At 67.4% G+C, this 15,066-nt stretch carries 10 protein-coding genes and 1 pseudogene; 9 read left to right on the top strand and 2 right to left on the bottom strand.

The window, feature by feature from the left end; all coding sequences use genetic code 11:
* Positions 1-47 precede the first annotated feature (47 nt).
* Both RHOOR92_RS0104200 and RHOOR92_RS0104195 read left to right on the top strand, forming a co-directional pair.
* Positions 48-905: a membrane protein gene (locus RHOOR92_RS0104200; protein ID WP_015446471.1), complete on the top strand. Its 858-nt coding sequence runs from the start codon at positions 48-50 to the stop codon at positions 903-905.
* 93 nt (positions 906-998) lie between these two features.
* The gene (locus tag RHOOR92_RS0104195) at positions 999-2,600 is read left to right on the top strand and encodes a peptidase S10 (protein WP_027489676.1); all 1,602 of its coding nucleotides are present in this window, start codon (positions 999-1,001) and stop codon (positions 2,598-2,600) included.
* Here the strand turns inward: RHOOR92_RS0104195 and RHOOR92_RS0104190 are convergent.
* Positions 2,593-3,666 carry a LacI family DNA-binding transcriptional regulator gene (locus RHOOR92_RS0104190; protein ID WP_007510343.1) on the bottom strand — a complete coding sequence of 358 codons (1,074 nt, stop codon included), beginning with the start codon at positions 3,664-3,666 and terminating at the stop codon, positions 2,593-2,595. The two genes, RHOOR92_RS0104195 and RHOOR92_RS0104190, sit on opposite strands and share 8 nt — an antisense overlap.
* Positions 3,667-3,761: 95 nt before the next feature.
* Positions 3,762-5,063 (bottom strand): sugar MFS transporter, encoded by a 1,302-nt coding sequence (locus tag RHOOR92_RS0104185; protein ID WP_027489675.1) that lies wholly within the window; start codon positions 5,061-5,063, stop codon positions 3,762-3,764.
* A gap of 425 nt (positions 5,064-5,488) precedes the next feature.
* Here RHOOR92_RS0104185 and glk point away from each other — a divergent pair, with 425 nt between their 5' ends.
* From glk to RHOOR92_RS19550, 7 genes and pseudogenes are all read left to right on the top strand, one after another.
* The gene (gene glk, locus RHOOR92_RS0104180; RefSeq protein WP_027489674.1) at positions 5,489-6,592 is read left to right on the top strand and encodes a glucokinase; all 1,104 of its coding nucleotides are present in this window, start codon (positions 5,489-5,491) and stop codon (positions 6,590-6,592) included.
* Positions 6,593-6,698: 106 nt separating this feature from the next.
* Positions 6,699-9,449: a TonB-dependent receptor gene (locus RHOOR92_RS0104175; RefSeq protein ID WP_027489673.1), complete on the top strand. Its 2,751-nt coding sequence runs from the start codon at positions 6,699-6,701 to the stop codon at positions 9,447-9,449.
* Positions 9,450-9,567: 118 nt separating this feature from the next.
* Positions 9,568-11,874 carry a family 20 glycosylhydrolase gene (locus RHOOR92_RS0104170; protein ID WP_015446473.1) on the top strand — a complete coding sequence of 769 codons (2,307 nt, stop codon included), beginning with the start codon at positions 9,568-9,570 and terminating at the stop codon, positions 11,872-11,874.
* A gap of 160 nt (positions 11,875-12,034) precedes the next feature.
* Positions 12,035-13,096, top strand: a complete 1,062-nt coding sequence (locus RHOOR92_RS0104165) for a heparan-alpha-glucosaminide N-acetyltransferase domain-containing protein (RefSeq protein WP_027485851.1) — start codon at positions 12,035-12,037, stop codon at positions 13,094-13,096.
* Between the two features lie 416 nt (positions 13,097-13,512).
* Positions 13,513-13,942: pseudogene (gene tnpA / locus RHOOR92_RS19185) on the top strand (IS200/IS605 family transposase).
* Positions 13,943-14,117: 175 nt separating this feature from the next.
* Positions 14,118-14,699, top strand: a complete 582-nt coding sequence (locus RHOOR92_RS0104160) for a CPBP family intramembrane glutamic endopeptidase (protein ID WP_007514303.1) — start codon at positions 14,118-14,120, stop codon at positions 14,697-14,699.
* Between the two features lie 113 nt (positions 14,700-14,812).
* Positions 14,813-14,989: a hypothetical protein gene (locus tag RHOOR92_RS19550; RefSeq protein WP_015446475.1), complete on the top strand. Its 177-nt coding sequence runs from the start codon at positions 14,813-14,815 to the stop codon at positions 14,987-14,989.
* Positions 14,990-15,066: the final 77 nt, after the last annotated feature.

Genomic DNA, 15,066 nt, shown 5'->3' with positions numbered 1-15,066 from the left:
CGGCCACGCTGCGGCACAATGGCGGTTTGCCGCGGCCGGAGTGAGGGATGATCTACGTACTGCTCAGCGTGGCGTGCAGCGTGCTGGTGTCGGTGCTGCTGAAGCTGGCGCGGCGCTTCGACGTCGACGTGGGCCAGGCGATCGCCTGGAACTACGTAGTCGCCGCTGCGCTCACCGCGTGGCTGCTGCAGCCGTCGCTGGCCACGCTGTGCGCGCCGGGCGTGCCGAGGCTGGCACTGGCCGCACTGGGCATCCTGCTGCCCACGATCTTCCTGGCGCTGGCCGCGTCCGTGCGCCATGCCGGCATCGTGCGCAGCGACGCGGCGCAGCGCCTGTCGTTGCTGCTGTCGCTGCTGGCTGCGTTCGTGCTGTTCGGCGAACGGCTCACCGCATTCAAGGCGCTGGGCATCGCGCTGGGCCTGCTCGCCCTGCTGGGCATGGTCTGGCGCAGCGGGCACGGCACGGTGACGCGCGGCACGGCGGGGTGGCTGTATCCGTTGGCGGTATTCGCCGGCTTCGGCGTGATCGACATCCTGTTCAAGCGCGTGGCCCAGGCCGGCGTGCCGCTGGGCGCCTCGCTGCAGGCGATGTTCGCGCTGGCCCTGCTGGTCGCCTTCGCGCTGCAGCTGTGGCGGCGCGCGCGGGGGCAGGCCCGCTTCACCGCGCGCAGCGCGCTGGCCGGCGCGCTGCTCGGCCTGGCCAACTTCGGCAACATCCTGTTCTACCTGCGCGGCCACCGCGCGCTGCCGCAGCACCCGGCGCTGGTCTTCGCCAGCATGAACCTCGGCGTGGTCGCGCTGGGCGCGCTGGTCGGCCTGCTGCTGTTCCGCGAGCGGCTGAGCCGGCTCAACCTCGCTGGGGTGGGGCTGGCGTTGCTGGCGATCGGGGTGATCGCGCACGGTTGAGCAGTGACTTCTGGGCTATGAAATCGCGCGGCCGCGGTGCCTATGCTGTGACGCTTCGGGGCGGTGGTGCCCCAGCTATCGGGGATTCCGGCCGTGCGCAAACTCCCTTTCGTCGTTGCGTTATCGGTGCTGTGGCTGAGTTCGGCCGCGGTCGCCGCCCCGGACAAGAAGGACGACAAGGCCCGACCGGAAAAGCCTGACGCAACCCTGGTCGAGCCGCAGTCGTCGGCCAGCGAGGGTTCGGTGTCGGTCGAGGGCCATCGCGTCGACTACAAGGCGGTGGCCGGCACGCTGGTGCTGCACGGCACGGGCGACAAGGAAGACGAGCCGCAGGTCAGCATGTTCTACGTCGCCTACTTCAAGAAAGGCGCGGCGGCGACCAAGCGGCCGATCACCTTCATCTACAACGGCGGCCCCGGTTCGGCCACGGTGTGGCTGCACATGGGCGCGTTCGGCCCGAAGCGCGTGGTCACCAGCGACGACAGCCACACGCCGGCGGCGCCGTACGGGCTGGTCAACAACGACTACAGCTTGCTCGACGCCTCCGACCTGGTGTTCATCGATGCGCCCGGCGCCGGTTTCAGCCGGCTGATCGCCGCCGACACGGACAAGTCCAAGCGCGACGAGCAGATGAAGGAGCGCAAGAAGGCGACCTACGGCGTCGACGGCGACGGGCATGCGTTCGCCCAGTTCGTCACCCGCTTCCTGTCGAAGTACGACCGCTGGAACTCGCCGAAGTACCTGTTCGGCGAAAGCTACGGCACCACCCGCTCGGCAGTGCTGGCCAACATCCTGGAGAACGAGGACAGCGTCGACCTGAACGGGGTGATCCTGCTCTCGCAGATCCTCAGCTTCGACACCAGCATCGACGGGCCGGAGTTCAACCCGGGCATCGACCTGCCGTACGAGCTGGCGCTGCCGACCTTCGCCGCCACCGCGTTCTACCACCACAAGCTGCCGCAGCAGCCGGCCGCGCTGGAGCCGTTCCTGCGCGAGGTGGAGCAGTACGCGCTGGGCGATTACGCGCAGGCGCTGATGGCCGGCTCACGCCTGGACGACGCGCGCAGGCAGGCGGTGGCGCAGAAACTGCACGAGTACACCGGCCTGCCGGTGGCCTACCTGCTGAAGGCGAACCTGCGCGTGACCGGCGGCATGTTCGAGCACGAACTGCAGACCGACGGTGACATCACCACCGGCCGGCTGGACAGCCGCTTCGCGGGGCCGTCGATCGACCCGCTGAGCAAGGATTCCGAGTACGACCCGCAGTCCTCGGCGATCAGCTCGGCCTACGTGGCCGCGTTCAACGACTACGTGCGGCGCGACCTCAAGTTCGGCCAGGGCCGGCAGTACCGGCTGTTCGCCGACATCGACCACTGGGACTTCTCGCACAAGGCGCCCGGCGTGCACGGCGAGGCGCTGCAGTCGTCGACCAACGTGATGCCGGACCTGGCCATGGCGATGAAGACCAACCCCAACCTCAAGGTCTATCTGCACGGCGGCTACTACGACCTGGCCACGCCGTACTTCGCCGCCGACTACGAGATGCACCACCTGCCGATCCCGGCCAGCCTGGAGGCCAACATCAGCTATGCGTGGTATCCGTCCGGGCACATGGTGTACGCGCACGAGACCTCGCTGAAGCTGCTGCACGACAACGTCGGGCGCTTCATCGGGCAGACCGACAACGTCAAGTAGCCGGCTTGCGCCTGGCGCCGCGCCCGGACGGCGCGCTGTGCCGCGGCGCAGTGGAGCCGCGCACCACCAGTTCCGGGCTGAAGCCTTCGTTGCGGCTGTCGATCGGCTCGCCGTTGGCCTCGCGCTGCAGGTCGCCGATCAGCCGCTGCGCGGCGTGCCGCGCGATGTCCTCGGTGGCCTGGCGCGCGGTGGTCAACGCGGGCCAGGACTGCTTGGAGAACGGGCTGTCCTCGAAGCCGGCGATCGACAGTTCGTACGGCACGTTGATGCCGTCCGAGTGCGCGGCGGCGAGCACGCCGGCGGCGATCTCGTCGTTCGAGCCGAAGATCGCGCTGGGGCGGTCCTTCAGCGCCAGCAGTTTGCGCGCGCCGCGGAAGCCGTCGTCGAAGGTGTAGTCGCCGGGCACGATCAGCTTGCGGTCGAGCGCGATGCCGTAGTCCTTCAGCGCGTCGGCGTAGCCCTGGTAGCGTTCCTGGCTGGAGCGGTGTTCGCGGCCGCCCCACAGGAAGCCGATGCGCTGGTGGCCGAGCTGGATCAGGTGCTCGGTGATCGCATAGGCCGCGTCGCGGTCGTCGACGTAGACGCAGGGCGAGCCGTCGGCGGGGTCCTCGCGTGCGGAGATGATGCGGATGAACGGCACCTTGGCCGCGCTCAGCGCGTGGATCAGCGCCGGCTGCTCGGACATCGGCGGCGCCAGCACCAGCCCGGCCAGGCGCGAGCGATGCACCAGCTCGCGCAGTTCCTCGGCCAGCTTCGGCGAGGACGAGTCGCACGGATGGATCTGCAGGCCGAAGCCGCTCGAACGGCACGCCGCCAGCACGCCGCGCTGCAGGTTGATGATGTAGTGCGCGTTCGGGTTGTCGTAGACCAGGCCGATCGCGTAGGCGCGCGTGCTGCGCAGGCTGCGCGCGGACGGGTCGGGCTGGTAGCCGAGCGCGTCGATCTCGCGCTGCACCTTCTCGCGCGTGCGCGCGTGCACCGACGGTTCGTTGTTGATCACCCGCGAGACGGTCTTCAGCGAGACGCCGGCCCGTTCCGCGACATCCTTGATGGTGGCGCTGCGCACCCGCTGAACCTCGTGTATCGAAAGGAATGGTCGCCGGTCGCGCCATCGTGCCGGCAGCGCCGCACGCGTCGGTGCGGCGGCGTGAGCATCCTAGCCTAGAGCCTGGGCCGTAGCGAATCCATGTGCTGGCCGACCCGGTGGCCGGCCAGTCCGTAGTACAGGATGTACAGGTAGCACGGCACCATCAGCAGGGCGAAGGCGAGCTGGAAATCGACGTGCTGCTTCAGGTGCACGAACAGCTGCGGCACCACCGCACCGCCGGCGATCGCCATGATCAGCAGCGCCGAGCCGCGCTCGGTCAGGCTGCCCAGGCCCTTGATCGCCAGCGGGAAGATCGCCGGCCACATCATCGCGTTGGCGAAGCCGAGCGCGGCGACGAAGCCGACCGAGACGTAGCCGCGGCTGAGGTAGGCGCCGATCGAGAACAGCACGCCGAGCACCGCCGAGATCGCCAGGTAGCGCTGCTGCGAGACGAAGCGCGGGATCAGCAGCAGGCCGACGACATAGCCGATCAACATGCCGCTGAGGGTGAACGCGGTGAAGAACTTGGTCTGGTCGAGCGGCAGATGGAAGCTGGCGCCATACGTGCCGATCGCATCGCCGGCCATCACCTCGACGCCGACATAGAGGAACAGGCACAGCACGCCCAGCCACAGGTGCGGGACCTGCAGAATGCCGGTGTGCGCCGCGCCGGCGCGGACGGGGGTGCTATTCGCCGTGGTCGCCTCGATGTCCGGCAGCGAGGAGCGCGCAATCCAGATCGCCAGCAGCGCGAGGATGCCGGCCATCACCAGGTACGGCGCGTGGATCTTCGCGGCAAATTCGTTGAGCAGCAGTTCACGTGCGGTCGGGTCGGCCGCCTTCACCTTCGCATCGAGATCGCCGATACCGTTCAGCACGAGCGTGCCGATCAGCAACGGCGCCAGGATGCCGGCGACCTTGTTGCAGATGCCCATGAACGCGATGCGTTGCGCCGCGCTGTCGATCGGCCCGAGGATGCTGATGTACGGGTTCGAGGCGGTCTGCAGCAGCGACAGCCCGGCGCCGATCACGAACAACCCGGTCAGCGCGCCGGCGAACTCGCGCCAGCTGACGAACTGGCCGAACAGCACCGCGCCGATCGCCATCACGAACAGGCCCAGCGCCATGCCTTTCTTCATGCCGGTGCGGCGCAGGATCAGCGACGCGGGCAGCGAGAACACCAGGTACGACACGTAGAACGCCGACGGCACCAGGAACGCGTAGACGTCCTCGACCTGGAACGCCAGCTTGACGAAGGTAATCAGCGGCCCGTTGAGCCAGGTGACGAAGCCGAAGATGAAGAACAGCAGGCCGATGATCAGCATCGGGCCGAGGTGGGTGCGGTCGGACGGCGCCGCCGCCAGCGTGGTTGCCATGGATGGTGCTCCCCGGAGTCGCCGTGCCGCCCGGCCGGATGGCCGGGGCAGGCAGGAATGTCTCCTTAATTGCCGAAAAGTGCAACGTTGTCAATCCGTCGTCTGGATCGGCCCCCGGCAGGTGGTCGTGGCCGCACCGTTTGGACGGCCATCGCGAGCTGCCCCTGTGGCGGTGCAGCAGGCCGCTGCCTCGTGGCGAAATTACATGCATATGCACTGCAAAAGGCCATTTGTACGATCTCATGACGAGCGGCTGCGGAGTGCCATGACAGCTATGCTGCGTCGCCACATCGAATCTCCGGAAAATTTTTGCCCGCCCGGTTGACAACGTTGTCATTTCGACAGCAGACTCCGCCCGAATCAGGCCGTACCCGGCGCGCGTCCGCGCAGTCGGGTCGGGGAGTCACCGGCCACGGGAGAACGCAGTGGGGGAAGTCGCGAACCAGCGTCATGCGGCGGCGGCGGCGGCGACGGCCGTGGCCGACGCGTCGGCAGCGAACGGGGTCGGTGCGCCAGGGCCGGGTCCGCAGCAGCCGTTCCTGGCTGCCGACGTCGGCGGCACGCATGCGCGCATCGGCCTGGTCGTCGGCAACACGAACGGCCCGTGCCCGGTCAGCGTGCTGCACTACCACCGCTACAGCTGCGCCGAGTGGCCCGGGCTCACCGCGATGCTGCGGGACTTCGTCGCGCAGCTGGCGAACACGCCGCACGCGGCGCTGCGCAGCCAGCTGCACCATGGCGCGGTGGCCTGCGCCGGCTACGTGCTGGACGACGCGATCGTCAACGGCAACCTGCCGTGGCCGGTGTCGATCCGCGAGATCCGCGACGGCCTCGGCATCCGGCGGCTGGCGGTGATCAACGATTTCGAGGCGCTCGCCTACGCCACCCAGTTCATCGCCACCGACGAGACCCGGCCGATCATCGAGACCGCGCAGCCGGCGGCCAGCGGGCCGGTGTTGGTGATGGGGCCGGGCACCGGGCTGGGTTCGGCGGTGCTGCTGCCGGGCCACCCGCGCGCGCAGGTGCTGGCCACCGAGGCGGGCCAGGTATCGCTGGCGCCGGGCAACGAACGCGAGATCGAGATCCTGCGCCTGTTCCGCCGCGAGCGTGCGCACGTGTCGTTCGAGGATGCGCTGTCCGGCCCCGGTCTGCTGAAACTCTACGGCGCGCTGTGCGAACTGCGCGGCAGCCCCTTGCGCCTGCTGACCCCGGCCGAAGTCACCATGGCCGCACTGGCCGGCAGCGATGGCGCCGCGGTGGAGGCGCTGGAGGTGTTCTGCGGCCTGCTCGGCAGCTTCGTCGGCGACCTGGTGCTGCTGTACGGCGCCCGCGGCGGGGTCTACCTGGCCGGCGGCATCCTGCCGCAGATCCAGCCGTTCCTGCTGGCCAGCCGCTTCGCCGAACGCTACTTCAACAAGGGCGTGATGCGCGCCTACCTGCAACAGGTTCCCGTACGACTGATCGAGCACGGCCAGCTTGGTGTCATTGGCGCCGCAGGCTGGTTTCTGGATGAGCGTTCAGGAGAGTGAGATGAACGCCATCCGGCGACACGGCGCCAAGCCAAACCACTACACAACGTCCGCGACCGTCGTCATGCCGGTCTTGATTCAAGCCAGCCTCTGAGGGGAGGAGATCATGAACTACCGCAAGACATTGCTAGCCGCGAGCATCGTCGCCAGCCTGTGTGCATCCGGCGTGCTGTACGCCCAGGACGCCGCGCAGGGCGGCCCCGCCAGCCAGAGTCGCGCCGACAAGGCCAAGGCGAAGGAGCTTGCCACCGTCACCGTCGTCGGCATCCGCGACAGCGAGGCCGAATCGCTGGCGCTGAAGAAGGATGCCGCCTCGCACGTCGAGGTGGTCACCGCCGAAGACATCGGCAAGCTGCCGGCCAAGAACGTGGCCGACACGCTGCAGCGCCTGCCCGGCGTCAACATCAGTTCGTCCAGCGCCAGCGAGGGCGGCTTCGACGAGAGCGACCGCGTCAGCCTGCGCGGCACCGCGCCCAGCCTCACCCAGACCCTGGTCAACGGGCACAGCGTGGGCACCGGCGACTGGTTCGTGCTGAGCCAGGTGCAGACCGTGGGGCGCAGCGTCAGCTACACCCTGCTGCCATCGGAGATCGTCAGCCAGGTGGTGGTGCACAAGACTTCCGAGGCCCGCATCGTCGAAGGCGGCAGCGCCGGCTCGGTCGACATCATCACCCGCAAGCCGCTGGAGTTCGCCAAGCCGGTCACTGCCGAGGCGTCGATCGGCGGCGTGTACTCGGACCTGCCCGGCGACACCAAGCCGCAGTTCAGCGGCCTGTTCAACTGGAAGAACGACGCCAACACCGTCGGCGTGCTGGTGCAGGCCTTCTACGAGAAGCGCAGCCTGCAGCGCAACGGCCAGGAGATCGTGGGCGGCTACAACCAGATCGGCGCCAACGACCCGATCGCCGTCGCCCATCCGGACCTGGCCGGCGTCTACTACCCCAACCTCACCGGCGCGGCGCTGTTCACCCAGCAGCGCGAGCGCAAGGGCGGCGTGATCGACTTCGAGATCAAGCCCACCGACAACCTCACGCTGGACCTGAGCGGTTTCTACTCCAAGCTCAAGGCCGACAACTACAACCGCAACTACCTGATGTGGGCCAGCCAGTTCGTGCCCTCGGGTGCGGGCCTGCAGCCGGGCTACACGGTCAGCAACAACGTGCTGACCAACGCGGTGTTCGCCCCGGTGGCCGGCAGCACCACGCCGTACGGCGTGTACGACCAGATCTCGCGTCCCGGCGCCTCGTCCGAGTCCAAGTACCTCACGCTGGGCGCCGACTGGCGCGTCACCGACCACTTCGACCTGAAGGGCCAGATCGGCACCACCCGCGGCAGCGGCGCCAGCCCGACCCAGGACGTGATCGAGCTGGGCACCGCCGTGGGCGCGGGCGCCAACTGGATGATGCGCGGCATCGGCCAGCCGACCAACTGGAACCTGGGCGGCGACAACAGCTCGCCGTCGGGCATCTACCCGCAGGCCGGCTGGATCTTCGGCGGCCAGCGCATCAAGGTGAAGGACAAGGAGGACTGGGCGCAGTTCGACGGCGAACTCAGCTTCGACGGCGGCGCGCTCACCTCGCTGCAGTTCGGCGGCCGCTACGCCAAGCACGAGCGCAGCAACCCGTTCGAGGTGGCGCAGGGGCCGAACTGGGCCTCCGACTGGCAGAACCCGGCCGCCTATCCGACCAGCCACCAGAACTACCCCGGCGACTTCGGCAGCTCGCTCGGCGGCAGCTTCCCGTCCGGCATCTGGTACTACACGCCGGGCCAGCTGGCGCAGATCGATGCGCAGTTCGCCAACCGCGACCCGGTCAGCCGCTTCTACTTCAACGACATCTACAAGGTGCAGGAGAAGGATTCGGCCGCCTACGTGCAGCTGAACTGGGAGTCGGGCATCGCCAGCGGCAACGTCGGCGTGCGCTACGTGAAGACCGACGAGACCATCGGCTACACCAGTACCGCACCGGACGCGGAAGCCAGCAGCGTCACCGGCCCGATCACCGGCTCGGCGTTCGGCGACTACTACTGGAACGTCTACAAGCACAGCTACGGCAAGCTGCTGCCCAGCGCCAACCTGAAGTTCGACATCAACGACCAGTGGGTGGCACGCTTCGCCGCCTCGCAGACGATGACCCGTCCGGACTACTCCGCGCTGGCCGGCTCGGTGTCGGCCGACGACCTGACCCACACCGGCAGCGGCGGCAACCCCAAGCTGAAGCCGCTGATCTCGACCAACTTCGATGCGGCGGTGGAGTGGTACTTCGCACCGCGCGGCCTGCTGTCGGCCGGCGTGTACGCGATGAACCTGAAGGACTACGTCAGCTTCGGCAACCAGGTGCGCAGCTTCAAGGACCTGCAGGCCACCCAGAACGCCGGCCACGACGTCTACTCGGACTACCTGATCAGCGTGCCGACCAACGTCAACGGCAAGGTGCGCGGCGTGGAGCTGAACTACATCCAGCCGATCGGCGACAACTTCGGCGTGCAGGCCAACTACACCTACGCCGACGGTCATGCCACCGGCGACAAGCCGCTGCAGGGCACCTCGAAGAACACCTACAACGTGTCGGGCTACTTCGAGAACCAGCGCTTCAACGCCCGCATCAGCTACACCTACCGCTCGCAGTTCTACGCCGGCGTGAGCCGCACCGACACCTACTTCCAGCAGGGCATCGGCAACCTCGCCGCCTCGTTCGGCGTGAACATCACCGACTGGATGGCGCTGTCGCTGGACGCGATGAACCTCAACAAGCCGAAGCTGAAGTACTACACGCAGAACGCGGCCTACGGCAAACAGCCGTACGCGTTCTACGACAACGGCCGGCAGTACTACCTCAACCTGCGCTTCAAGCTCTGACGCCGAAGTTCGACCCCGGGCCACGGACGGCCCGCTCCTCCCCAACCGGGCCCGGACCGTGCGTTGCCGGGCCCGCTTTTTTGCTAGCGTGTTCCACTTGCCGCGACGGAGACCGCCGATGACCCGCCGTTTGATCCTGTTCGGCTGCGCGATTCTGGCGCTGGGCGGCGCCGGCTTCGTCCGTGCTGCCGCGCCGCCGGTGCCTGCGCTGTTGCCGCTGCCGGCGCAGCTGCACGTCGACGCCGGCCGCTTCACCGTCGATGCGCGCACGCCGATCGTGCTGGCCGACGATGCCGCCTCGACCCGGCGCACCGGCGCGTGGCTGGCCGGCCTGCTCGCGCACACCCGCGGCCTGCCGCTGCCGCTGCAACGCGGCGCGGCGACCACTGCACGCGCGATCGTGCTGCAACGCGATCCTGCTGCGCCGGTGGCGGACCGCGAGGGCTATGCGCTGGATATCACGCCGCAAGGCATCCGGGTCAGCGCGCGCGACGACGCCGGCCTGTTCTACGGCGCGGTAACCCTGTGGCAACTGCTCACGCCCGATGCGCAGCAGGGCGCGGTCGAGCTGCCGGCGCTGTCGATCCGCGACCAGCCGCGCTTCGCCTGGCGCGGGCTGATGCTGGATTCGGTGCGGCACTTCCAGAGCGTCGCCGAGATCGAGCGGTTGCTGGAGCAGATGGCCCAGCACAAGCTCAACACCTTCCACTGGCACCTCACCGACGACCAGGGCTGGCGCATCCAGATCAAGCGCTACCCCGAGCTCACCCGCATCGGCGCGTGGCGCACCTCGCCTGATGCCGGGCACGACGGCCAGCCGAGCCGCTACGGCGGCTACTACACCCAGGCGCAGATTCGCCGCATCGTCGCCTACGCCGCCGCGCGCCACATCACCGTGGTGCCGGAGATCGACATGCCGGGCCACGCGCAGGCTGCGGTGGCCGCGTATCCGCGGTTCGGCGTCACCGGCGCCCGTCCGCCGGTATCGGTCGACTGGGGTATCAACCCGTACCTGTACAACGTCGACGACGCCACCTTCACCTTCATCGAGAACGTGCTCGACGAAGTGATGGCGCTGTTCCCCTCGACCTACATCCACGTCGGTGGCGACGAGGCGATCAAGGACCAGTGGCAGGCCGCGCCGGCGGTGCAGGCGAAGATGCGCGCGCTCGGTATCGCCAGCGAAGACGCGCTGCAAGGCTGGTTCATCGGCCGCATCGGCCAGTACCTCGACAAGCATGGCCGCAAGCTGGTCGGCTGGGACGAGATCCTCGATGGCGACAACCTGCCGGCTGATGCCACCGTGATGTCCTGGCGCGGTACCGACGGCGCGATCAAGGCGGCGATGATGGGCCACGACGTGGTGCTGTCGCCCGCCCCGCAGCTGTATTTCGATCACGTGCAGGGCGACCTCGCTGACGAGTACGCCGGCCGCCTCGGCGTGGAATCGCTGCAGAGCGTGTACGCCTTCCCGACCGTGCCGGCCGTGCTGGGCGCGGCGCAGGCGAAGCACGTGCTGGGCGTGCAGGCCAACGTGTGGACCGAGCACATGCCCGCGTTCGCCCACGTGGAGCACGCCGTGTTCCCGCGGCTGGATGCGCTCAGCGAGGTGGCCTGGTCGCCAGCGACCGCGCTGAACTGGCCGGGCTTCCTCGCCCGTCTGCCGGTGCAGCTCGGGCGCTACCGCGCGCAGCACGTCAACGTGGCCGACAGCGCCTTCGCCGTGGAGATCGTCACCGAGCGCAACGTGGCGCTGGCCACCGGCCGCGCCACGGTGGCGCTGGCCAACCAGGCCGGCTTCGGCGTGATCCGCTACACCCTGGACGGCAGCGCGCCCACGGCCGACTCGCCGCGCTACGACGCGCCGCTGGTGCTGCAGCTGCCGGTCACCGTGCGGGCCGCCAGCTTCGCCGCCGACGGCAGCGCGCTGGCCGCCCCGCGCGAGCGCGTGCTCGATCGCGCCGGCCTGCTCGGCCTGCCCGGCGGCCTGCTGGCGAACTGCCCCGGCAGCGACTTCCGCCTGCGCCTGCAGCCCATGCCCGACGCGCCGAGCACCCAGCCGGTGTACGCGGTGAACGTGTTCGACGGCTGCCAGCTGTTCCCCGCCACGCGGATGGACGAGGTCGCCGCGATCCGCGTCGACGCGGTGCGGCTGCCGCGCAACTTCGCCCTGGCGCACGAGGCGAAGCTGGTGGTGTCGCGCCCGCGCGCCACGCCGTTCGGCGAGCTGGTGGTGCATGCCGACAGCTGCGCTGGCGTGGTGCTGGCCAGCATGCCGCTGCCCGATCCCGCCCGCGGCGCGCGCCGCTTCACGCTGCAGGCCGAGCTGCCGGCGCAGCAGGGTGAACGCGCGCTGTGCCTGATCTACACCGCGCCCACCGACGGGCCGCTGTACGCGATCGACCGCGTGGCGCTGGAGCCGTGAGTCGCGCCGTGCAGGCGGGCTCGGCTTGCTCCCTCCCCTGCTTGCAGGGGAGGGCCGGGGAGGGGTTCGCTTTTGATCTTTCCGGCGACCCCGAGCAACCCCCTCCCTGCCTCCCCCTTGCAGGGGGAGGTGTTCCCGCTCTTTTGTGCCTACTCGCTGCATGAAACGCCTCGCCTCGCTCGACGCCCTGCGCGGCTGCACCGTGGCGGCGATGCTGCTGGTCAACGATCCCGGCGACTGGGGGCACGTCTACTGGCCGCTGGAGCACGCCGCGTGGCACGGCTGCACGCCGACCGATCTGGTGTTTCCGTTCTTCCTGTTCGTGGTCGGTGTATCGGTGGCGCTGGCGATCCTGCCGCGGCTGGAGCAGGGCGCGGCGCCGTCCGCGCTGACCCGTGCCGCCACGTGGCGCGCACTGCGCATCCTCGCGCTCGGCGTGGCGATCAACCTGCTGGCGGCGTGGCTGTTGCCACAGGCGCACCTGCGCTTCCCCGGCGTGCTGCAGCGGATCGCGCTGTGCTTCGCCGGCGTGGCGCTGTTCGCCATCCATACCAAACCACGTGCGCAGTGGTGGGCGATCGCGGTGTTGCTGCTCGGCTACTGGGGACTGCTGCTGCTCGGCGGTTCGCTGGAGCCGTGGACCAACCTCGTCAGCCGCGTCGACAGCGCGGTGTTCGGCGGCTTCGTCTACCTGATCGACCCGGCGAGCGGCCGCGGCCACGACCCGGAAGGCCTGCTCGGCACCTTGCCGTCACTGGCCAGCACTCTGCTCGGCCTACACGCGGGTTGCTGGCTGCGCCGCGAAAAGCTCCGCGCGCTGCTGCTGGCCGGCATCGCCTGCCTGCTGCTCGGCGCGTTGTGGTCGCCGTGGCTGCCGTTCAACAAGAACCTGTGGACGCCCTCGTTCGTGCTGTGGACCACCGGCTGGGCCACACTGGCGCTGCTTGCCTTCCACGTACTGATCGACCGGCACGGCTGGCCCGCGCTGGGCCGCCGCTTCGGCGTCAACGCGATCGCCGCCTACGCCGGCTCCGAACTGATGCAGATCGCGCTGCCTGCGCTGGGCTGGCAGCAATCGCTCTACCAGCACGGGTTCGCCGGCTGGATGACGCCGCGCTTCGGCCCGTACCTGCCATCGCTGGCGTTCGCGCTGGCCTTCGTGGCGCTGTGGTGGCTGATCGTGTGGGCGATGGACCGGCGCGGCGTCTACCTCAAGCTTTAGGTGCATTGCGCTGACAGCGCGACAAGCTCGTGCTTCGTATAAAACGCGCGCGTGTCAGGTGCCGCCATACGTTACAAGCACGAAATCTTCCTATGGACGGCCATCGCCAGCGCGAGAACAATCGCCGTCGCCCGTCGCCGGCGGCAGTGCGAAGACGCAGCCCCGAGCGACCGATCGTATCGCCAGGGAGCGGATGGGTTTGTCACAGGGACTGTTTCGCCAGGAAGTCATCGACGCCCAACGCGGCGACTGGCTGGGATCGATCATCGTCGCCGCGCCATTGTCGCGCTGGTGGCTAAACCAATCGGGAGTTCCCCCGGCTCTGCCGGGGAGGCAGTAGAAGTTTGACGTTTACTGGAGTCCATCGGTGAAACTCCAATTCGTGAGCCGCCAAGCACACGAGAGGATAATCACCGATGGACGAGTACGAGAGCTTAAACCACACGCAATGGGAGTGCCTGCACCACGTGGTGTTCATACCGAAGTGTCGTCGTCGTACGTTATACGTCGAGCTTCGGAAGTAGCTGGGATAAGTGTTTCGCCGATTGGCCGAGCAGAAGGAGAGCCGGGTCGAAGAAGGCTATTTGATGTCGGATTACGTGCATATGATGCTGCGCATTCCGCCGAAGCATGCGGTGTCGCAGGTGGTGGGTTTCATCAAGGGAAAGAGCAATCCATCTGGCGCGAGTGTATGGGGAGCGCAAGCGCAACTTCGTGGGGCAGAGCTTTTGGGCGCGAGGATATCTCGTCTCGACTGTGGGTCGAGACGAGCAGGTGATCCGGGCGTACATCCGCAATCAAGAGGCAGAGGATCGACGGTTGGAGCAGCTTCAACTACTGAGATAGGCCAGCCGCCGTAAGGTGGCCATACCAGAGGGGCCGCGTCAGCGACCCCGCCCAAGCCGCTTTGAGCGGCTCACATAACTAAAGCCCCCGGCTTTGCCGGGGGATACTTACTTGGTTCTAATAGGCTAGCGGGGCCCGAGGGTACTCCTCGGGCTCTTTGTTGGAGTGCGCCGAGATGAGATTACGTCCCAACGAACTGGATAGGTACGCCTTCGTCATTGGCTTGATATTGACGATGGCAGTAGGTATGGCGTCCGGATGGGTGCGGAGTAGTGGTCATGAGTTGCTGGAGGCATTCGTGTATGTGGGGGCAACCATAGGCGCCTTCATGCTTTATCCGGAGCGAGTCAGGATCACCTCGACGGGTGGCATGTTGGGTGCAGCCGGAGTTGTGCTCGGCGGTTTTTTCTTTTTTTTGATCTACAGGCATGTGCGGCTTGAATACGCTTCTTCCGAGGCTTTGTTTGGTTTCCTGGCGCTAAGCGCGCTGGCGATTCCGGTTTTTGAAGAGAAGGTCGTCAGGCAAATCATGCTCGATGGTGCGCGGAAGCGGATTGGGCCTTACGCAGGATCTTTGCTTTGCTCGTTACTTTTTGCGTGGTCGCACCATGGTGCGAGGCTGGTCTTTCTTGTAGCCTTTTTTATATCTTTGGTACTTTGCGCAATGGCCCTGAAAGGGGTGGATACGATCCAGCGATCCATGTTTCATGGCGCCTATAATTTATCGCTGTTGGCTTTCGAGGCTTTCTATAAATGAGGGATGCATCGAACACCTGGTGCGGGCAGGTCAGTGGTGAGCATCATGGCCAGGCTGAAGTAGGGCGTTGCGCTTCGGAGCTGATCTCGCCGCTTAACTAAACGAGGGTTGCTATGAATCGCATGGTTGCTGGGTTGTCACTTGTGCCGGTGGGGCTGCTGTTAACGGTGCTTGGCCTGCTTTTCTCCAACGACTTGGGACGATACAAATATGTGCTGCTGTCAGGTGCGGTGTTCGTGTTGCTCTGCTCGATATTGCTGATACTCCTGAGTCTGATCAGGAAATCGTGATGGGATACAGAGGGCGCAGCAGGCTTTGCAAGGAGTGGCTCGGGCCATGTGCTGTCCAAGGCTTCCGGGATAGGTGA

The sequence above is a fragment of the Rhodanobacter sp. OR92 genome, from assembly GCF_000427545.1.
Lineage (GTDB): Bacteria > Pseudomonadota > Gammaproteobacteria > Xanthomonadales > Rhodanobacteraceae > Rhodanobacter > Rhodanobacter denitrificans.
This window is presented reverse-complemented; position numbering and strand designations above follow the sequence as displayed.